Annotated in this window: 18 protein-coding genes; all 18 read right to left on the bottom strand. The window is 60.4% G+C overall.

Annotated features, from left to right (window positions below; genetic code table 11):
• Nucleotides 1–8: 8 nt before the first annotated feature.
• Nucleotides 9–1,862 carry an NADH-quinone oxidoreductase subunit L gene (gene nuoL, locus ACY4LX_RS22600; RefSeq protein WP_149659923.1) on the bottom strand — a complete coding sequence of 618 codons (1,854 nt, stop codon included), beginning with the start codon at nt 1,860–1,862 and terminating at the stop codon, nt 9–11.
• Nucleotides 1,859–2,167 (bottom strand): NADH-quinone oxidoreductase subunit NuoK, encoded by a 309-nt coding sequence (nuoK, locus tag ACY4LX_RS22595; protein WP_133838688.1) that lies wholly within the window; start codon nt 2,165–2,167, stop codon nt 1,859–1,861. The genes nuoL and nuoK overlap by 4 nt, the downstream gene beginning before the upstream one ends.
• A gap of 2 nt (nt 2,168–2,169) precedes the next feature.
• The gene (nuoJ, locus tag ACY4LX_RS22590) at nt 2,170–2,673 is read right to left on the bottom strand and encodes an NADH-quinone oxidoreductase subunit J (protein ID WP_149659922.1); all 504 of its coding nucleotides are present in this window, start codon (nt 2,671–2,673) and stop codon (nt 2,170–2,172) included.
• 9 nt (nt 2,674–2,682) lie between these two features.
• Nucleotides 2,683–3,228, bottom strand: a complete 546-nt coding sequence (gene nuoI / locus ACY4LX_RS22585; protein WP_007946418.1) for an NADH-quinone oxidoreductase subunit NuoI — start codon at nt 3,226–3,228, stop codon at nt 2,683–2,685.
• Between the two features lie 12 nt (nt 3,229–3,240).
• A complete protein-coding gene (nuoH, locus tag ACY4LX_RS22580; RefSeq protein ID WP_028623953.1) occupies nt 3,241–4,248 on the bottom strand; it encodes an NADH-quinone oxidoreductase subunit NuoH in 1,008 nt (335 codons plus the stop codon).
• Nucleotides 4,245–6,959, bottom strand: a complete 2,715-nt coding sequence (nuoG, locus tag ACY4LX_RS22575) for an NADH-quinone oxidoreductase subunit NuoG (RefSeq protein ID WP_149659920.1) — start codon at nt 6,957–6,959, stop codon at nt 4,245–4,247. The genes nuoH and nuoG overlap by 4 nt, the downstream gene beginning before the upstream one ends.
• Nucleotides 6,960–7,096: 137 nt before the next feature.
• Nucleotides 7,097–8,452 (bottom strand): NADH-quinone oxidoreductase subunit NuoF, encoded by a 1,356-nt coding sequence (gene nuoF / locus ACY4LX_RS22570; RefSeq protein WP_123403075.1) that lies wholly within the window; start codon nt 8,450–8,452, stop codon nt 7,097–7,099.
• Nucleotides 8,449–8,946, bottom strand: a complete 498-nt coding sequence (gene nuoE, locus ACY4LX_RS22565; protein WP_463257904.1) for an NADH-quinone oxidoreductase subunit NuoE — start codon at nt 8,944–8,946, stop codon at nt 8,449–8,451. The genes nuoF and nuoE overlap by 4 nt, the downstream gene beginning before the upstream one ends.
• Before the next feature lie 2 nt (nt 8,947–8,948).
• The gene (gene nuoC / locus ACY4LX_RS22560) at nt 8,949–10,733 is read right to left on the bottom strand and encodes an NADH-quinone oxidoreductase subunit C/D (protein ID WP_463257903.1); all 1,785 of its coding nucleotides are present in this window, start codon (nt 10,731–10,733) and stop codon (nt 8,949–8,951) included.
• A 72-nt stretch (nt 10,734–10,805) separates the two neighbouring features.
• On the bottom strand, nt 10,806–11,480 hold the full coding sequence (locus ACY4LX_RS22555) for a NuoB/complex I 20 kDa subunit family protein (protein WP_008146035.1): 675 nt from the start codon (nt 11,478–11,480) through the stop codon (nt 10,806–10,808).
• A gap of 10 nt (nt 11,481–11,490) precedes the next feature.
• A complete protein-coding gene (locus tag ACY4LX_RS22550; RefSeq protein ID WP_003223812.1) occupies nt 11,491–11,904 on the bottom strand; it encodes an NADH-quinone oxidoreductase subunit A in 414 nt (137 codons plus the stop codon).
• A gap of 620 nt (nt 11,905–12,524) precedes the next feature.
• Complete coding sequence (aceA, locus tag ACY4LX_RS22545; protein WP_123403070.1) at nt 12,525–13,850, bottom strand: isocitrate lyase; 1,326 nt, start codon at nt 13,848–13,850, stop codon at nt 12,525–12,527.
• 499 nt (nt 13,851–14,349) lie between these two features.
• A complete protein-coding gene (locus tag ACY4LX_RS22540; RefSeq protein ID WP_149659918.1) occupies nt 14,350–15,111 on the bottom strand; it encodes a secretin N-terminal domain-containing protein in 762 nt (253 codons plus the stop codon).
• A 235-nt stretch (nt 15,112–15,346) separates the two neighbouring features.
• The gene (locus ACY4LX_RS22535) at nt 15,347–15,772 is read right to left on the bottom strand and encodes a GNAT family N-acetyltransferase (RefSeq protein WP_133838672.1); all 426 of its coding nucleotides are present in this window, start codon (nt 15,770–15,772) and stop codon (nt 15,347–15,349) included.
• Nucleotides 15,765–16,934, bottom strand: a complete 1,170-nt coding sequence (locus tag ACY4LX_RS22530; RefSeq protein ID WP_149659917.1) for a ribosomal protein uL16 3-hydroxylase — start codon at nt 16,932–16,934, stop codon at nt 15,765–15,767. Before ACY4LX_RS22530 ends, ACY4LX_RS22535 begins: the two co-directional genes overlap by 8 nt.
• A gap of 86 nt (nt 16,935–17,020) precedes the next feature.
• Nucleotides 17,021–18,391 (bottom strand): adenylosuccinate lyase, encoded by a 1,371-nt coding sequence (purB, locus tag ACY4LX_RS22525; protein WP_054614119.1) that lies wholly within the window; start codon nt 18,389–18,391, stop codon nt 17,021–17,023.
• A gap of 126 nt (nt 18,392–18,517) precedes the next feature.
• Nucleotides 18,518–19,141 (bottom strand): high frequency lysogenization protein HflD, encoded by a 624-nt coding sequence (hflD, locus tag ACY4LX_RS22520; RefSeq protein ID WP_054053662.1) that lies wholly within the window; start codon nt 19,139–19,141, stop codon nt 18,518–18,520.
• Nucleotides 19,138–20,283 carry a tRNA 2-thiouridine(34) synthase MnmA gene (mnmA, locus tag ACY4LX_RS22515; RefSeq protein ID WP_149659916.1) on the bottom strand — a complete coding sequence of 382 codons (1,146 nt, stop codon included), beginning with the start codon at nt 20,281–20,283 and terminating at the stop codon, nt 19,138–19,140. The genes hflD and mnmA overlap by 4 nt, the downstream gene beginning before the upstream one ends.
• Between the last annotated feature and the right edge of the window lie 9 nt (nt 20,284–20,292).

The following is a 20,292-nucleotide window of genomic DNA, read 5'->3' as shown; positions in this document are numbered from 1 at the left end:
GTTCATATTCAGACCGCTACCAGCACGATGGCGCCGATGACCAGCACGGAGCCGGCTGCCATCGAGGCCGCGTACCAACGCAGTTGACCGGTTTCGGTACGGCTCAGGGCGGTGTGGCCGCCCTTGGCCATACGCGGGATCAAACCGATGGTCTGATCGAGCGGGTCTTTGCGCAGTGCGTGGCTGATCGCAAGGTATGGCTTGACGAACAGTTTGTCGTAGATCCAGTCGAAGCCCCAGGCAGCGAACCACCAGGCCGAAAGGAAGCGGCCGATGCCGCTGTTGGCGATTGCAGTGACGAAACGACGCTTGCCGAGGAACAGCAGCGCGGCCAGCAGGATCCCGGCCAGGGCGATGGCGCCCGAGGCGATTTCCAGACTGTGCTTGGCTTCGCCGCCGGCATGGCCGACGCTCTCTGGCAACACGCCGTGCAGCGGTGGCACGATCATCGCGCCGACGAAGGTCGACAGCACGATCAGCACCGACAGTGGCAGCCAGTGAGCGATGCCGTGACCGGCGTGGGCTTCGGTCTTCGCTTCACCGTGGAACGCGATGAAGATCAGGCGGAAGGTGTACAGCGAAGTCATGAACGCGCCGACCAGACCTGCGTAGAGCAGACCGTGGTTGCCGCTGGCGAACGCTTCCCAGAGGATTTCGTCCTTGGAGTAGAAGCCTGCGGTCACCAGTGGCAGGGCAGACAGGGCCGCGCCGCCGACGATGAAACTGGTGTAGGCCAGCGGCAGTTTCTTCCACAGGCCGCCCATCTTGAAGATGTTCTGCTCGTGGTGGCAGGCAACGATCACCGCGCCGGACGCCAGGAACAGCAGCGCCTTGAAGAAGGCGTGGGTCATCAGGTGGAAAATCGCGCCATCCCATGCGCCAACGCCCAGTGCCAGGAACATGTAGCCGATCTGGCTCATGGTCGAGTAGGCGAGGATACGTTTGATGTCGGTCTGGACCAGCGCGGCAAAACCGGCGAGAACCAGGGTCACGCCACCGACAACGCCGACCAGGTGCAGGATATCCGGAGCCAGGGCGAACAAGCCGTGGGTCCGGGCAATCAGGTAGACGCCTGCGGTCACCATGGTTGCGGCGTGGATCAGTGCCGAAACCGGGGTAGGACCGGCCATCGCATCCGCCAGCCAGGTTTGCAGCGGCAGTTGCGCGGATTTACCCACAGCGCCGCCCAGCAGCATCAGGGTCGCCAGGACGATCCAGAAGTCGCCGACCTGGAACTTCTGCGGTGCCAGCACCAGCAGTTCCTGGACGTTCAGCGTGCCCAACTGTTGGAACAGGATGAACAGGCCGATGGCCATGAACACGTCGCCGATCCGGGTCACGATAAAGGCTTTGAGTGCCGCGTTACCGTTGTTGCGGTTGCTGTAGTAGAAACCGATCAACAGGTACGAGCACAGGCCCACGCCTTCCCAGCCGAAGTACAGGAACAACAGGTTATCGCCCAGGATCAGGAACAGCATGCTGGCGATAAACAGGTTGGTGTAGGCGAAGAAGCGCGAGTAACCGTCTTCACCGCGCATGTACCAGGACGCGAACAGGTGGATCAGGAAGCCGACGCCGACCACCACACCGAGCATGGTGACCGACAGGCCATCCAGGTACAGGGCGAAGTTCGGCGTGAAGCCTTCAACCGCCATCCACTGCCACAACACTTGCGTGTAGTGGCCGCCTTCCGGCGGGGCGACGTTGAATTGCCAGATCACGTAAGCGGCGACAATCGCCGACAGACCGATGGAGCCGACGCCAATCAGCGCCGACAGGTTTTCCGAGAAGCGGCCGCGAGAGAACGACAGCAGCAGGAAACCTATGAGAGGGAATACGAAAGTCAGATAGAGAAGATTCATCCGCGCATCTCGCTGGCAGCGTCGATATCGAGAGTGTGGAAGCGGCGATACAGCTGCAACAGAATCGCCAGGCCAATACTGGCCTCGGCGGCTGCCAGGCTGATCACCAGGATGAACATGATCTGTCCATCCGGCTGGCCCCAGCGGCTACCGGCGACGATGAACGCTAACGCGGAGGCATTCATCATGACCTCCAGGCTCATCAGCACGAAGAGAATGTTGCGCCGGACCATCAGGCCGACCAGACCGAGGCAGAACAGGATGCCGGCGACCGCCAGACCATGCTCCATAGGGATAGCAGGCATCGTCATTGCTCCTTGGCTTCGTTGCGGCCCAAGTGGAACGCCGTGACGGCTGCGGCGAGCAGCAACATCGAGGCGAGTTCGACCACCAGCAGGTACGGACCGAACAGGCTGATGCCCACGGCCTTCGCGTCTACGGTGGTGTGGCCGACGGCCTGACCGCTGGAGTGGCTGAACAGGACGTACAGCAGTTCAGCCAGCAGCAGGGCGCCGAGAATCACCGGACCGAGCCAGATGCCGGGCTTGAGCCAGACGCGCTCTTGCTGAACCGAGGCCGGGCCAAGGTTGAGCATCATTACCACGAACACGAACAGCACCATGATGGCGCCAGCGTAGGCGATCACTTCCAGCACACCGGCAAACGGCGCGCCGAGGGCGAAAAAGGTCATCGCCACGGCAATCAGCGAAATGATCAGGTAGAGCAGGGCGTGCACAGGGTTGGTGTTGGTGATCACGCGAAGCGTGGCCACAACCGCGATACCCGATGCGAAATAGAAAGCGAATTCCATCTTTCTTCCTTAAGGCAGCAAGCTCTTCACGTTGATCGGCTGGGCTTCGTTCTGCGCGGAGCCTTTCGGCTTCCCGGCAATCGCCATACCTGCAACACGATAGAAGTTGTAATCAGGGTTTTTGCCGGGGCCGGAGATCAGCAGATCTTCTTTCTCGTAAACCAGGTCCTGACGTTTGAACTCGGCCATCTCGAAATCCGGTGTCAGCTGGATCGCAGTGGTCGGGCAGGCTTCCTCGCAGAGGCCGCAAAAGATGCAGCGCGAGAAGTTGATGCGGAAGAAGTCCGGGTACCAGCGACCGTCTTCGGTTTCGGCTTTCTGCAGCGAGATGCAACCGACCGGGCACGCCACGGCGCACAGGTTGCAGGCAACACAACGCTCTTCGCCATCAGGGTCGCGGGTCAGGACGATACGGCCACGGTAGCGCGGCGGCAGGTACACGGCTTCTTCCGGGTACTGCAGCGTGTCGCGCTTGCGGAAGGCGTGGCCGAAGATCATCACCAGGCTGCGAAGCTGGGTGAAGAAGCCATGCACGATGTCAAATATGTACTTCATGATTCTCTATCCTCACTGAGCCGCGACGGCGGGCGTGTTGAGCAACACGATCGCAGCGGTCACCAGCATGTTGACGAGGGTCAGCGGCAGGCAGAACTTCCAGCTGAAATCCATCACTTGGTCATACCGTGGGCGCGGGATCGAGGCGCGCAGCAGGATGAAGATCATGATGAAGAACGCGGTTTTGAGCGCGAACCAGATGAACGGGATCTGCGGCAGAATGCCGAACGGACCGTGCCAGCCACCGAAGAACAGGGTCACCAGCAGCGCCGAAATCAACACGATGCCGATGTACTCACCCACGAAGAACATGCCCCATTTCATGCCGGCGTATTCAATGTGGTAACCGTCGGCCAGTTCCTGTTCCGCTTCCGGCTGGTCGAACGGGTGACGGTGAGTCACGGCGACGCCAGCGATGAAGAAGGTCAGGAAACCGAAGATCTGCGGGATGATGAACCACAGGTTCTGCGCTTGATATTCAACGATGTCGCGCATGTTGAACGAGCCGACCTGGATCACGATGCCCATCAGCGACAGGCCCATGAACACTTCGTACGACACGGTTTGTGCCGAGGCCCGCAAGCTGCCCAGCAGGGCGAACTTGTTGTTACTCGACCAGCCGGCGAACAACACCGCGTAGACCGACAGACCGGCCATGGCGAAGAAGAACAGGATGCCGATGTTGATGTCCGCCACGCCCCAGGTCGGGGTGATCGGGATGATCGCGAAGGCAATCAGCAGGGCGCTCATGGCGACTACCGGTGCCAGGGTGAAGATCATCTTGTCGGCGAACGGCGGGGTCCAGTCTTCCTTGAAGAACATCTTGATCATGTCGGCCGCGATCTGAAACGCGCCGAACGGGCCGACGCGGTTCGGACCGTAACGGTCCTGCCAGAGGGCGAGCAGACGACGCTCGACCCAGCTCAGCAGCGCGCCGCACACCACCACGGCGAGCAGAATCACGATGGCCTTGAGGACCGCGATGATCACGTCAATCACTTCAGGCGTGAACCAGGTCATTGAGCTGCCTCCTGCAGACCGTCAACGGTTTTGCCAAAGATCGCCGCTGGAATGCCGGCGATACCCGCAGGCAACGCCACCAGGCCAGCGCCCAACTCTTCGTTGATACGCAGCGGCAGACGCAAGGTCTGGCCATCCACGTTCACGCTGAGCAGGGCACCGTCATTGACACCCAGGCGATCGGCTTCGGATTTGGCCAGGGCGACGTAGGCGGCCGGGATGCGTTCCTGAACCGGTGCGGCTTTGGAAGAGTTCTCTTCGCTGCCGAGCAGGTGGAAGAACGGCACGACTTGCCAGGTGCCCGGCGCCGGGTTGAACGCACGTGGAACACTGGCGAACCAGTTCAGCGAGTCACCGGTGCTTTCGATCAGGCGGGTGCCCGGGTCGCCAGCGCGGATGTGACCACCGACTTCGTCCTGGAACTTGTTCCAGGCCTGCGGCGAGTTCCAGCCCGGAGACCAGGCAAATGGCACTTGCTGACGCGGTTCGACCGAGCCCGAGTAACCTTCCATCGAGAAGTTGAACGCGGTGTCGTTGTCTTGCGGGGTACGCGGTTCATGCACGCTGATGTCAGCGCGCATGGCGGTACGACCGGAGTAACGCAGCGGTTCGCGGGCCAGCTTCATGCCCTTGATGCGGAACGCGGCGGACGGTGCGGCATCAACGATACGCGCCAGTTGCGGCGTGCTCGAAGCGACGGCAGCGGTGACGTGGTCCAGTTGGGTCCAGTCGATCGGCTGGTTCAACAGGGTTGCGCGCAGGGCGTGCAGCCAGCGCCAGCCTTCGTGAACCAGGATGCTCGCGTCCATGTATTTCGGGTCGAAGACCTGGAAGAAGCGCTGGGCGCGGCCTTCCTGGCTGACCAAGGTACCGTCGCCTTCAGCGAAGCTGGCGGCTGGCAGAACCAGGTGCGCGCGATCGCTGGTGGCGGTTTTCTGATGGTCCGCCACGATCACCACTTTCGCGGCGTTCAGGGCAGCATCAACCTTGGCTTTGTCGGTACGGGTGTACAGATCGTTTTCCAGCACGACGATGGCGTCGGCCTTGCCATCGATCACCGCTTGCAGCGCGTCATCGACTGAGTTGCCACCGAGCATGGCCAGGCCGAGGCTGTTGGCCTCTGGCACGATCAGGCTGATGGAACCGTTCTTCTCGCGCAGCTTCAAGGCTTTCGCGATGTTCGCGGCAGCTTCGATCAAGGCTTTGGAGCCCAACGAAGTACCGGCGATGATCAGCGGACGCTTGGCAGCGAGCAGGGCGTCGGCAATGCGCTTGGCCAGGTCGAGGGCTTCAGTATCGAGGCCTTCAACCGCTGGTGCGCTGGCGTCGAGGGCGTGAGCCACGGCGAAACCGATGCGGGCCAGATCGTCCGGGGCAGCGTGGACACATTCTTCGGCGATGTCGTCGAGCTTGGTTTCAGCCAGGCTGGCGATGAACAGCGGGTTCAGTTCTTTCTGACCGATGTTCTTCACCGCAGCGTCGAGCCACGGCTGAACGCGCATGGCGTCGGCCATGTCTTCGGCCTTGCCCTTGACCGATTGACGCAGGGACAGCGCCATACGGGCAGCGGTCTGGGTCAGGTCTTCACCGAGGACGAAGATCGCGTCGTGGTCTTCGATGTCGCGCATGTTCGGGATCGGCAGCGGGCTGTCTTTCAGCACCTGCATCACCAGGCGAATGCGTTCCAGCTCGGCGGCTTCGATACCGGAGTAGAAGTGCTCGGCGCCGACCAGTTCGCGCAACGCGAAGTTGCTTTCGAGGCTGGCGCGGGGCGAACCGATACCGACGATGTTGCGACCGCGCAGCAGGTCGGCGGCTTTATCCAGCGCTTCGTCGAGGCTCAGCTTGGCGCCATTGGCCAGCAATGGCTGACGCGGGCGGTCTTCGCGGTTGACGTAGCCGTAACCGAAACGGCCACGGTCGCACAGGAAGTACTGGTTGACCGAACCGTTGAAACGGTTTTCGATCCGACGCAGTTCACCGTAGCGTTCGCCCGGGGAGATGTTGCAACCGCTGGAGCAGCCATGGCAGATGCTCGGCGAGAACTGCATGTCCCACTTGCGGTTGTAGCGCTCGGAGTGAGTCTTGTCGGTGAACACACCGGTCGGGCAGACCTCGGTGAGGTTGCCGGAGAACTCGCTTTCCAGGGTGCCGTCTTCAACGCGACCGAAGTACACGTTGTCGTGGGCGCCGAACACGCCGAGGTCGGTGCCGCCGGCGTAGTCCTTATAGAAGCGCACGCAGCGGTAGCAAGCGATGCAGCGGTTCATCTCGTGACCAATGAACGGGCCGAGATCCTGGTTCTGGTGGGTACGCTTGGTGAAGCGGTAACGGCGCTCGTTGTGGCCGGTCATTACCGTCATGTCTTGCAGGTGGCAGTGACCGCCTTCCTCACAGACCGGGCAGTCGTGGGGGTGGTTGGTCATCAACCATTCGACGACGCTGGCGCGGAATACTTTCGCCTCTTCGTCTTCGATGGAGATCCAGCTGCCGTCGGTGGCGGGGGTCATGCAGGACATGACGATCCGACCACGGGTGTCGTTGGCGTCGGTGTACTGCTTGACCGCGCACTGGCGGCAAGCGCCAACGCTGCCAAGGGCGGGGTGCCAGCAGAAATAAGGGATATCGAGGCCTAGCGACAGACATGCCTGTAACAGGTTGTCTGCCCCATCGACTTCGAGCTCTTTGCCGTCTACGTGGATAGTGGCCATGGTTCAAAGTTCTTCGTTGGCCCGGTGTCAGCGGGCGTGGCTAATGGAATCTTGTTATTCGTCCGAATCCAAACAGCCCATAAAGGCGTCATCGAACGAGAAGGCGAAGGGCACGGACCCTTCGCCTTTTTAAGCGTTTACGCGCCGACTACGATCGGCCTTGCCAGAGGCGGGACGACGGCGCTGGTTGGCGCGATGCCGGCTTCGAACTCATGGCGGAAGTATTTGATTGCGCTGCCCAATGGCTCCACGGCGCCCGGTGCGTGAGCACAGAAGGTCTTGCCAGGGCCGAGGAAACCGACCAGACCCAGCAGGGTCTCGATATCGCCGGCTTGCCCTTCACCGTTCTCGATGGCGCGCAGGAGCTTGACGCTCCATGGCAGACCGTCACGGCACGGGGTGCAGAAGCCGCACGACTCGCGGGAGAAGAACTCTTCCATGTTGCGCAGCAGGGACACCATGTTGACGCTGTCGTCCACCGCCATGGCCAGGCCGGTACCCATACGGGTGCCCACTTTGGCGATGCCGCCGGCGTACATTTGTGCGTCGAGGTGTTCCGGCAACAGGAAGCCGGTACCGGCGCCGCCTGGTTGCCAGGCCTTGAGCGTGAAGCCGTCGCGCATGCCGCCGGCGTAGTCTTCGAACAGCTCGCGACCGGTGATGCCGAACGGCAATTCCCACAGGCCCGGGTTCTTGACCTTGCCGGAGAAGCCCATGAGCTTGGTGCCCATGTCTTCGCTGCCTTCGCGGGCCAACGATTTGTACCAGTCCACGCCGTCGGCAATGATCGCCGGGACGTTGCACAGGGTTTCAACGTTGTTCACGCAAGTCGGCTTGCCCCACACGCCAACGGCGGCAGGGAAGGGCGGCTTGGAGCGCGGGTTGGCGCGGCGGCCTTCGAGGGAGTTGATCAGTGCGGTTTCTTCACCGCAGATGTAACGCCCGGCGCCAGTGTGGACGAACAGCTCGAAATCGAAGCCGCTACCCAGGATGTTCTTGCCCAGCAGACCGGCTGCCTTGGCTTCTTCCACGGCACGGTTCAGGTGCTTGGCGGCGGTGGTGTATTCGCCACGCAGGAAGATGTAGCCACGGTAGGTTTTCAGCGCGCGGGCACTGATCAGCATGCCTTCGATCAGCAGATGGGGCAGTTGCTCCATCAGCATGCGGTCTTTCCAGGTGTTTGGCTCCATTTCATCCGCGTTGCACAGCAGGTAGCGGATGTTGATGGATTCGTCTTTGGGCATCAGGCCCCACTTCACGCCCGTGGGGAAGCCTGCACCGCCGCGACCTTTCAGGCCGGCGTCTTTCACGGTCTGGACGATGTCGTCCTGGGCCATGTCGGCGAAAGCCTTGCGCGCCGCCGCGTAACCGTTCTTGGCCTGGTACTCGTCGAGCCACACGGCCTCGCCGTCGTCACGCAGGCGCCAGGTCAGCGGGTGAGTCTCGGCCGAACGCTTGATGCGGTTGGCAGGACCGAAGGAAGTCAGGGTCATACGTAGCCCTCGAGCAAGTTGGCGACGCCAGCAGGCTGCACATCACCGAATGTGTCGTCGTCGATCATCAACGCCGGCGCCTTGTCGCAGTTGCCGAGGCAGCAGACCGGCAGCAGGGTGAAACGACCGTCGGCGGTGGTTTCACCCAGGCCGATGCCGAGCTTGCTCTGGATTTCGCTGACCACCGACTCGTGGCCGCCGATGAAGCAGACCATGCTGTCGCAGACGCGAATGATGTGGCGGCCGACCGGCTGACGGAAGATCTGGCTATAGAACGTCGCCACCCCTTCAACGTCGCTCGCCGGGATGCCGAGGATTTCGCCAATGGCGTAGAGCGCGCCGTCGGGCACCCAGCCACGTTCCTTCTGGACGATCTTCAAGGCTTCGATCGACGCCGCGCGCGGGTCTTCGTAGTGATGCAGCTCGTGCTCGATGGCCGAGCGCTCGGTTTCACTCAAGGTGAAACGGTCTGTCTGGATAAGCGTGCTGTTCATGCTTAGCGGTCCACGTCGGCCATAACGAAATCGATACTACCCAGGTACGCGATCAAGTCCGCGACCATGCTGCCTTTGATCACCGAAGGGATCTGCTGCAAGTGCGGGAAGCTTGGGGTACGAATCCGGGTGCGGTAGCTCATGGTGCCGCCATCGCTCGTCAGGTAATAACTGTTGATGCCCTTGGTCGCTTCGATCATCTGGAAGGATTCGTTGGCCGGCATGACCGGGCCCCACGAAACTTGCAGGAAGTGCGTGATCAAGGTCTCGATGTGCTGCAGCGTGCGTTCTTTGGGCGGCGGCGTGGTCAGCGGGTGATCCGCCTTGTACGGGCCTTCCGGCATGTTGCGCATGCACTGCTCGATGATCTTCAGGCTCTGGCGCATTTCTTCGACGCGCACGATGCAACGGTCGTAGGCATCGCCATTGGCCGCCAGCGGAACTTCGAATTCGAAGTTCTCGTAGCCGGAGTACGGACGTGCTTTACGCAGGTCGAAGTCGCAACCGGTCGAACGCAGGCCGGCACCGGTGACGCCCCATTCCAGGGCTTCTTTGGTGTTGTAGGCCGCGACGCCGATGGTCCGGCCCTTGAGGATGCTGTTGTCGAGGGCGGCTTTCTGGTATTCGTCCAGACGCTTTGGCATCCACTCGACGAAGTCTTTCACCAGTTTTTCCCAGCCGCGCGGCAGGTCGTGGGCGACGCCGCCGATGCGGTACCAGGCCGGGTGCAGACGGAAACCGGTGATGGCTTCGATCACCGTGTACGCCTTCTGGCGGTCGGTGAAGGTGAAGAACACCGGGGTCATGGCGCCAACGTCCTGGATGTACGTCCCCAGGAACAGCAGGTGGCTGGTGATCCGGAAGAACTCGGCCATCATGATGCGGATGACGTCAACCTTCTCAGGCACCTTGATGCCGGCCAGCTTCTCGACCGAGAGCACGTACGGCAGGTTGTTCATCACGCCGCCGAGGTAGTCGATACGGTCGGTGTACGGGATGAAACTGTGCCAGGACTGACGCTCGGCCATCTTCTCGGCACCACGGTGGTGGTAGCCAACGTCCGGCACGCAATCGACGATTTCTTCACCGTCCAGCTGCAGGATGATGCGGAACGCACCGTGCGCGGAAGGGTGGTTGGGGCCGAGGTTGAGGAACATGTAGTCCTCGTTCGCCCCGGAACGCTTCATGCCCCAGTCTTCAGGCTTGAAGCGTGCGGCTTCTTCCTCAAGCTGTTGCTTGGCCAGGTTCAGGGTGAACGGGTCGAACTCGGTGGCACGGGCCGGGAAGTCCTTGCGCAGCGGGTGACCTTCCCAGGTCGGCGGCATCATGATGCGGGTCAGGTGCGGGTGACCTTTGAAGTCGATCCCGTACATGTCCCACACTTCGCGCTCGTACCAGTTGGCGTTCGGCCAGAGGCCGGTCACGGTCGGCACGCTGAGGTCGCTCTCGGACAAGGCGACCTTGATCATCACGTCACTATTACGTTCGATCGACATCAAGTGATAGAACACAGTGAAGTCGGCGCCGCTTGGCAGCCCTTGACGCTTGGTGCGCAGACGCTCGTCCACGCCGTGCAAGTCATAGAGCATGACGTACGGCTTGGGCAGGTTGCGCAGGAAGGTCAGGACTTCGACGAGTTTGGCGCGGGCAACCCAAAGCACCGGCATGCCGGTGCGGGTAGGCTGGGCGGTGAACGCCTCGGGGCCAAAACGGTTGTTCAGTTCGACGACCACATCCTGGTCGTCTGCCTTAAAAGGCGGGATGTACAGAGCACTGCCTGTAGTCATGGTTATTTATCGCTTTCGGTCAACGTAAAGAATGAAGCCAGTGTCTCGTTCTGTAAAAGAAGCAGAGCTGGATCAGACTTCGTCGGGGCTGCGCAGGTTGGTGACTGCGATTCGCTGTTCGCGGCGCTGTTCCTTTTGCGAAGGCATCTCGGCGCGATAAACGCCTTGATCACCGACGACCCAGGAAAGCGGACGACGCTCCTGTCCAATCGACTCTTGCAAGAGCATCAAGCCTTGCAGAAAAGCTTCGGGACGGGGCGGGCAGCCTGGCACGTAGACGTCCACGGGCAGGAACTTGTCCACCCCTTGAACGACGGAGTAGATGTCGTACATGCCACCGGAGTTGGCGCACGAACCCATGGAGATAACCCATTTCGGTTCGAGCATTTGCTCGTAGAGACGCTGAATGATCGGCGCCATCTTGATGAAGCAGGTACCGGCGATAACCATGAAATCCGCCTGACGCGGCGATGCCCGGATAACTTCGGCGCCAAAGCGCGCGATGTCGTGGGGCGCCGTGAAGGCGGTGGTCATTTCCACGTAGCAGCACGAAAGACCGAAGTTATACGGCCACAGGGAGTTCTTGCGCCCCCAGTTGATCGTGCCGTTAAGCACGTCTTCGAGCTTGCCCATGAAGATGTTTTTGTGGACTTGATCTTCTAACGGATCGGAAACGGTTTCCCGCTCGCCAATCGGATACTGCTCGTTAGGAGCATCGGGGTCGATCCTGGTGAGATTGTATTGCATTGCCAAAGCCTCATTGTTTCAGCTTCGCCTGCCGCTTGCGACGAGCTTCCGGAGCCCAGTCAAGGGCGCCCACTCGGAACAGGTAGACAAGACCTGCCAACAGAATTGCTATGAAAACGAGAGCTTCGACGAATCCGGTCCAGCCGCTTTCGCGGACGGACACAGACCAGGCAAAGAGAAAGAGGGCTTCGATATCGAAGATCACGAAGAGCATCGCGACCAGATAGAATTTGGCTGAGAGCCGCAAGCGGGCGCCACCTGTAGGTAGCATGCCGGACTCGAACGGTTCGTTTTTGCTGCGGCCCCAGGCTTTTGACCCGAGGAGGCTGGAGACGCCGAGCATGAAGGCGCAAAGGCCGACAACGCCCAGAAGGAAAATGGCAAAGCCCCAGTTGTGGGCCATGAGTCCTGTCGCTTCGGGCATGCTGGTAATCCTTAACAGAGAGCAAAGGTCTCTGAGCTTGAAAAGAAACAAAGCAGTGACGATATGTCGCAGCAATCAATCGCGGTGATTTTATGGCACAACACCGTGCAAGTAAAATTCCTATAGCGAAATTATTTATAGGAATAAGGACATAGCACACCTCCACAGCCCTGTAGCCCATGCCATGCGGGCATTAGCCGGTTTTTCATCAATATTGTTTTGTAGGAAATGTAACGAACAAAGTTGCGTCTAAATGATAATCAATATTGTTTGGCTCGGTTTTTAAACTGTTTAACGGGTGAGGGGTTGGGAAGTTGTCTTATATAGCCGTTACTGCAAGTAGCAGCGTTGCCCGTTTTACCGCGTTTTTCTGATCGCGATACCGCTCTGGATCAATGTTTTTTGCCACCGTTCTTGTAGGAGCAAGGCTTGCCCGCGATGAACGATGACGCGGTCTCCTGGAAGCACCGCAGTGCACCCATCGCGGGCAAGCCTTGCTCCTACAGGGCGGGTCGTTGCCAAATTCCAGGCAAAAAAACGCCCCGAACCAGTCGGGGCGTTAGTTGTGCGACGTTGCGGTTAGCTTTCTATCGGGTCCGCAACGGCCGTTTGCTCAGGTATCAGTGGAACTGTTCTTCTTCAGTCGAACCGGTCAGCGCGGTTACCGAGGACGAGCCACCTTGAATCACGGTGGTCATGTCATCGAAGTAGCCGGTGCCCACTTCCTGCTGGTGAGCCACGAAGGTGTAACCCTTGGCCGCGTCAGCGAACTCTTGTTCCTGCAGCTTCACGTAGGCAGTCATGTCGTTGCGGGCGTAGTCGTGCGCCAGGTTGAACATGCTGTGCCACATGTTGTGAATGCCGGCCAGGGTGATGAACTGGTGCTTGTAGCCCATGGCGGACAGTTCGCGCTGGAACTTGGCGATGGTCGCGTCGTCCAGGTTTTTCTTCCAGTTGAAGGAAGGCGAGCAGTTGTACGACAGCAGTTGGTCCGGGTATTCCTTTTTGATCGCTTCAGCGAAGCGACGAGCTTCGTCCAGATCCGGCTTGGCGGTTTCGCACCAGATCAGGTCGGCGTACGGCGCGTAGGCCAGGCCGCGAGCGATGGCCTGGTCGAGGCCGGCGCGTACTTTGTAGAAGCCTTCCTGGGTGCGTTCGCCAGTCACGAATGGCTGGTCGTACGGGTCGCAATCGGAAGTCAGCAGGTCAGCCGCGTTAGCGTCGGTACGAGCCAGGATGATCGTCGGTGTACCGGCAACGTCAGCCGCCAGACGAGCAGCGGTCAGCTTCTGTACAGCTTCCTGGGTAGGAACCAGTACTTTGCCGCCCATGTGGCCGCATTTTTTCACGGAAGCCAGTTGGTCTTCGAAGTGAACGCCGGCGGCGCCTGCTTCGATCATGCTTTTCATCAGCTCGTAAGCGTTCAGTACGCCGCCGAAACCGGCTTCAGCGTCAGCCACGATCGGTGCGAAGTAGTCGATGTAGCCTTCGTCGCCCGGACCTTTACCGGCTTTCCACTGGATCTGGTCGGCACGACGGAACGAGTTGTTGATGCGCTTGACCACGGTTGGAACCGAATCCACTGGGTACAGGGACTGGTCCGGGTACATCGATTCGGCGGAGTTGTTGTCCGCAGCAACCTGCCAGCCCGACAGGTAAATCGCCTGGATACCGGCTTTGACCTGTTGTACAGCTTGGCCGCCGGTCAGGGCGCCCATGCAGTTGACGAAATCTTTCTCAGGGCGGAAGGACGGGTGGGCACCCTGGGTGACCAGGTTCCACAGCTTCTCGGCGCCCAGTTTTGCAAAGGTGTGCTCAGGTTGAACCGAGCCGCGCAGGCGGACGACGTCAGCAGCGGAGTAAGCGCGTGTCACGCCTTTCCAGCGTGGGTTTTCAGCCCAATCTTTTTCGAGGGCTGCAATTTGCTGTTCGCGTGTCAGTGCCATGGAGATAAACCTCGTCGCATAGGTCTTGGGTGGAAAATTCCTGCTCCTGCCGGTTACGCCTATCAAGGAAGCGTAAAAGGCTGCTCGCTGACCAGAAGCTTAGGCGGTCAAGTCGGATTTGGCGGGGATGGCGACGGGATGAACGATGGGCTCGAGGGGAAGTGAGCAGGTAAGGGCGAACTGGCGGGCGCATTCGGGCATCGTGGGCCTTGGTGCGAACATCAGAGTGGTGCCGGGTTACCTAATTACGCTTCCGTCCCTCGGGACAACTTCGTTCCAGTCGGCAACCTCGTCAAACACACCTTGTGGGCGGTACAGACACGAAGCGTCTCGCGGGGTAGATGCGAGTGGCGCCTCGAAGGCCCTTGCCAGGGCCCCTGATTAGCGGGAGCGAGGCCATCATGCCTTTGCTTTTTTGTATCGTCAAACATTTTGTAGTGCTTTTTTTCAAGCACTACATCTTTAGTCTAATAAGACTTATCAGTCAGTTTTTGGTGCTTTAGTCCAGGGTGTCGACTTTCACCCGCAAGGTCATGTCATCCCGGCCCTGAGTAGAGTAGCTGCGGGTCTGGCCCTGTTTGTCGGCCTGAGTCTGGCGATTCACGCCGGCCAGGGTGATCCACTCGCCCAGACGCCCCGTGACAGTTGTGTCGGTACTTTGCACATTCACTACATCGGGACGTTCCTGGCTCATACGGTCACGATTGGTGCTGATCGCCAGATGAACGATGTCGCCGGTGACGCTGGCGGTGACGTAGAAGCCTTGGGTGACGTTGCGGTATTCGGTCTGGCTCTGCAGGCGACCGTAGGTATCGGTCTGCGTGCTGGTCAGCGGGACGCTCTGGCCGACCTGGATCAGCGCCGGCGTGCCTTCACTGGCCTGCACCTGCTGAATGCCGCCGTCACGGCTGTCGGTGCTGCGGTTGATGATCCGAGTCTGGTTCGGTTTGGCACCGTTCACCGAGTAGCCCTGGTCACCCTGGAAGTTGTTTTCGTTGGTGTCGACTGTGATCAACAGGCGTTTGGCGGCCACGTCGAGTTGGCTGATCAAGGCCTTAAGTTCGTCGATCTTGCGTTGATCGGCATTGACAATCAGCTGGTTGCCATAGGCGCTGACCTGGCCATCCTTGCCGATAAAATTCTGCGCTACCGGCAGCATATCGGTGCTGGTGCGGTAGTTCAGGGGCACGATCTCGGTGGCGGCCATGACCGAAAAACTGCAGGTCAGCAGCAACGTGGTGAGCAGGGTGCGTAGGGACATGTCCGTTATCTCCGCTTTCGAAAGGCTTGATATTGCCAGTTTGTCGGCCCGGGGTGGGGCAAGTTGAATTCTGGACAGCAAAACGCCCCGACATCCGAAGATGGCGGGGCGTGATCGTTCCCACGCTCCGCGTGGGAATGCAGCCCGTGACGCTCTGCGTCACCTGCCGCGATGGGACGCGGAGCGTCCCGAGAGGCATTCCCACGCGGAGCGTGGGAACGATCAGTGCAGTGTCTCAGGCCGAATGCCGAACCATGTCCACATGCGGAATCCCGGCTTCCAGGAACTCCTCACTGACCAGGCTGAAGCCCAAACGCTCATAGAACGCCGTGGCCTGCACCTGCGCGCTCAGCTTCTGCTGCTTCAGCCCGCGCTTTTCGGCTTCACCGATCACCGCTTGCATCAGCGCATCGCCAACCTTCAAGCCGCGCCAATCCTTCAGCACCGAGACCCGGCCAATATGCCCATCGGGCAGCAGGCGGGCGGTGCCAATCGGAAAGTCGCCTTCGAAAGCGAGGAAATGCACAGCTGTCGCGTCATCGGCATCCCATTCCAGCTCAGGTGGAACGGATTGCTCGGCGATGAACACCGTCTCACGAATGCGCCGGATCTCGGCGATGTCCTTCTGCCAGTCTGCGACACGAACGTGGATTTTATTCATCAGCAAACCCCAGGCTGCCTTGTTTGACCAGCTCGCACAGCAGGCCGCGGCCGTCTTCGTCCTTCAGCCAGTCGCCGAGGTTATCGGTGTGCAGGGCGTCGGCAGCGCAGATCAATTTCAGCAGCTCGCGCAGTTTGCCCGGCAGGTAACGGCTCTGGCCGCTGGCGAACAGCAGCAGGTCGTCATCGACTTCGGACCAGGCCATGCGCGCGCTCGGGTTGCGAATCAGCACGGCGCCTTGTTCCAGGCTCGCGAGGAAGTCTTCTTCCTCGATTTCTTCCGGACCGACCACCAGTTCCGGGTAGCGCGGCTCGGTCATGTACTGGCCGAACCAGGTCAGCAGCAGGCGTTCGTCGCTCATGTGCTCGGCCAGCAACGCTTTCAAGCGATCAAGGGCGTCGTGCTGAATCTGGTGCGGATCGACCGCCGGCAGGGCGTCAGCATCGGTGTAGCGCTCTTCATCGGTCAGGAACTGGCTGAGGAAGTCGGTGAAGTGGGTCAGCACTTCAGAGGCGCTCGGGGCGCGGAAGCCGACCGAGTAGGTCATGCAGTCATCCACCGCAACGCCGCAATGGGCCAGGCGCGGTGGCAGGTAGAGCATGTCGCCCGGCTCCAGGACCCACTCGTCGGTAGCTTCGAAGTCGGCGAGGATGCGCAGGTCCGCGTGTGGCAGCAGCTTGCTCTCGGAGTCGCACATCTGGCCGATCTTCCAGTTGCGCTTGCCGTGACCTTGCAGCAGGAACACATCGTAGTTATCGAAGTGCGGGCCGACGCTGCCACCCGGGGCGGCGAAGCTGATCATCACGTCGTCGACGCGCCAGCTCGGCAGGAAGCGGAAGTTCTCCAGCAGTTCGCTGACTTCTGGCACGAACTGGTCGACCGCTTGCACCAGCAGGGTCCACTCGGTTTCCGGCAACTTGCTGAATTCGTCTTCGGCAAACGGGCCGCGACGCATTTCCCAGGGACGCTCGCCGTGCTCGATCACCAGGCGCGATTCAACTTCTTCTTCCAGCGCCAGGCCGGCCAGTTCGTCTGGATCGATCGGGCTTTCGAAATCAGGGATCGCCTGGCGGATCAGCAGCGGTTTTTTCTGCCAGTAGTCACGCAGGAATTCGCGCGCCGTGATGCCGCCCAGAAGTTGAAGGGGAATATCAGGATTCATGTGTAACCTATTGAAAAAATGCACTTTTCAGACGGGAATAAAAACGCCCGGCGCTGCCGGGCGTCTCAAAAGGGTCAAGCGGTCGATCAGATGCGTTTGGCTTGCTCTACAGCGTTGCCGATGTAGTTCGCCGGGGTGAGCAATTTCAGCTCGGCCTTGGCCGCGGCTGGCATGTCCAGGCCGTCGATGAAAGTTTGCAGTGCTTCAGGGCTGATGCCCTTGCCGCGCGTCAACTCTTTCAGCTTCTCGTACGGGTTTTCGATGTTGTAGCGGCGCATCACGGTCTGGATTGGCTCGGCCAAGACTTCCCAGCATGCGTCCAGGTCAGCAGCGATTTTCTGAGCATTGAGCTCAAGCTTGCTGATGCCTTTGAGGCTGGCTTCGTACGCGATCACGCTGTGGGCGAAGCCAACACCGAGGTTACGCAGTACGGTGGAGTCGGTCAGGTCGCGCTGCCAGCGGGAGATCGGCAGTTTGCTCGCCAGGTGCTGGAACAATGCGTTGGCGATACCCAGGTTGCCTTCGGAGTTTTCGAAGTCGATCGGGTTGACCTTGTGCGGCATGGTCGAGGAACCGATTTCGCCAGCGATGGTGCGCTGTTTGAAATAACCCAGGGAGATGTAGCCCCAGATGTCGCGGTCGAAGTCGATCAGGATGGTATTGAAACGCGCGATGGCGTCGAACAGCTCGGCAATGTAGTCGTGCGGTTCGATCTGCGTGGTGTACGGGTTGAAGCCCAGGCCCAGCTCGTCTTCGATAAAGGCGCGGGCGTTCTCTTCCCAGTCGATTTCCGGGTAGGCGGAGATGTGTGCGTTGTAGTTGCCGACAGCGCCATTGATCTTGCCCAGCAGCGGCACGGCAGCGACCTGGGCGATTTGACGCTCCAGACGGTAAACCACGTTCGCCAGCTCTTTGCCCAAAGTGGTCGGGGAGGCCGGTTGACCGTGGGTGCGCGACAGCATCGGCACGTCGGCGAAACGGATAGCCAGTTCACGGATGGCTTCGGCGGTCTGGCGCATCAGCGGCAGCATCACGTCATCACGGCCTTCGCGCAGCATCAGGGCGTGGGACAGGTTGTTGATGTCCTCGCTGGTGCAGGCAAAGTGGATGAACTCGCTGACTTTGGCCAGTTCCGGCAGCTTGGCCGCTTGCTCTTTGAGCAGGTATTCGATGGCTTTGACGTCGTGGTTGGTGGTGCGCTCGATCTCTTTGACACGCTCGGCGTGCTCCAGAGCGAAGTTGTCCGCCAGGGTGTTCAGCACCGCGTTGGCTTCGGCGGAGAACGCCGGCACTTCGCTGATGCCTGGGTGAGCGGCCAGGCGCTGGAGCCAGCGTACTTCAACCAGAACGCGAGCACGGATCAGGCCGTATTCGCTGAAAATTGGGCGCAGGGCCTGGGTTTTGCCGGCGTAGCGGCCGTCAACAGGGGAAACCGCAGTGAGCGAAGAAAGCTGCATGGGGTGTTCTCGGACAGTCGGGCAACGAAATGGGGCGCGTATCATACATGAAAAAATCCGCCGGTCCGTTGCCAACTGACCGGCGTATTACGCGTTACAGATCTAAAGCAGTGTTGCGGGCGCGGTTCAGCTGCTGCGCATCAGCGGGTAAAGCTCTTTGAGCAACTTGCGACGGCTGATCACCAACTGCCAGCGATGACCGCCCAACTGTCGCCACAGGCGCGCCGAACGAATCCCGGCCAGCAACAGGGCGCGGATCTTCGAGGCGTTGCTCGGTTGCTGCAGGTTGCGCATGTCGCCGTGGACCTGGATCCGTTGGCGCAGGGTGCTCAGGGTGTCCTGGTACAGCGCGCCGCAAGCGGCGATCACGTTTTCGTGGGCCGGGCCGAAGTGTTCGACCTGGGACTGGATTTGCGGCAGACGCTTGCCGATCACGCCGAGCATGTCGTCGCGCTTGGCCAGTTGACGCTCAAGACCCAGCATCGCCAGGGCATAACGCAGCGGCTCACGCTGCAAGGTGCTCGGGTCGCGTTCCAGGGCGCCGATCAAGGCGCGATAGCCTTCGCGCAGATTGATGTCGTCGCCGCCGTAGACTTCCAGGGTGTCCTTGGGGTCGCGGATCAGCAGGCTACCGAGCATGCAGGTCAGGCCGGCTTCGCTGGTCTGGCCGCTCTTGGCGATCTTGTCCACCAGCACTGCGGCGAGGAACACGCCACCGAGTGCCGTCAGTTGCTCCTGAGTGGGGCTCATTGCTGTGCGCCTTGCGCAGTGTCTTTACTGGTCCATGGCTCGGCGATTTCGATCACGCCGCCGCCGAGGCAGATTTCACCGTCGTAGAACACCACGGATTGGCCTGGAGTGACCGCGCGTTGCGGGTCATCGAAGGTCGCGCGGTAGCCGCTGGCGGTTTTCTCCAGCGTGCACGGCTGGTCGCTCTGGCGATAACGCACTTTGGCGGTCAGTCGGCGCGGTTCGCTCAGATCGATTGGGTTGACCCAATAGATGTCCGAGGCGAGCAGGGCGCGGGAGAACAGGTACGGGTGGTCATTGCCCTGGCCAACGATCAGTTCGTTGTTGACCAGATCCTTGATCAGCACATACCACGGCTCGTCACTGGCGTCTTTCAAACCGCCAATACCCAGGCCCTGGCGCTGACCGATGGTGTGGTACATCAAGCCGTGGTGACGGCCGATGACTTCGCCTTCGGTGGTCTTGATCTCGCCTGGCTGGGCCGGCAGGTATTGCTTGAGAAAGTCGCTGAAGCGGCGTTCGCCGATAAAGCAGATCCCGGTGGAATCCTTTTTCTTCGCGGTGGCGAGTTCGTGTTTCTCGGCAATCGCGCGCACTTCGGGCTTTTCCAGCTCGCCGACCGGGAACAGGGTCTTGGCGATCTGTTCACCGCCCACGGCGTGCAGGAAGTAACTCTGGTCCTTGTTCGGGTCCAGGCCCTTGAGCAGTTCGGTGCGGCCATCGATGTCGCGGCGGCGTACGTAGTGGCCGGTGGCGATCAGGTCGGCGCCGAGGATCATGGCGTAGTCGAGGAACGCCTTGAACTTGATCTCGCGGTTGCACAGGATGTCCGGGTTCGGCGTGCGACCGGCCTTGTATTCGGCCAGGAAGTGCTCGAACACGTTGTCCCAGTACTCGGCGGCGAAGTTGGCGGTGTGCAGCTTGATGCCAATTTTGTCGCACACGGCCTGCGCATCCGCCAGGTCGTCCATGGCAGTGCAGTATTCCGTTCCATCGTCTTCTTCCCAGTTCTTCATGAACAGGCCTTCCACCTCATAACCCTGCTCGATCAGCAGGAGAGCGGAAACGGAAGAGTCCACGCCGCCGGACATGCCGACAATGACGCGCTTCTTTTGTATGTCAGAAGGGGCTGGATCACGCATAGGGATTCA

The organism is Pseudomonas sp. Emmai, from assembly GCF_055179735.1.
The sequence above is the reverse complement of the archived record's forward strand: the minus strand, read 5'-3'. Positions and strand labels throughout refer to the sequence as shown.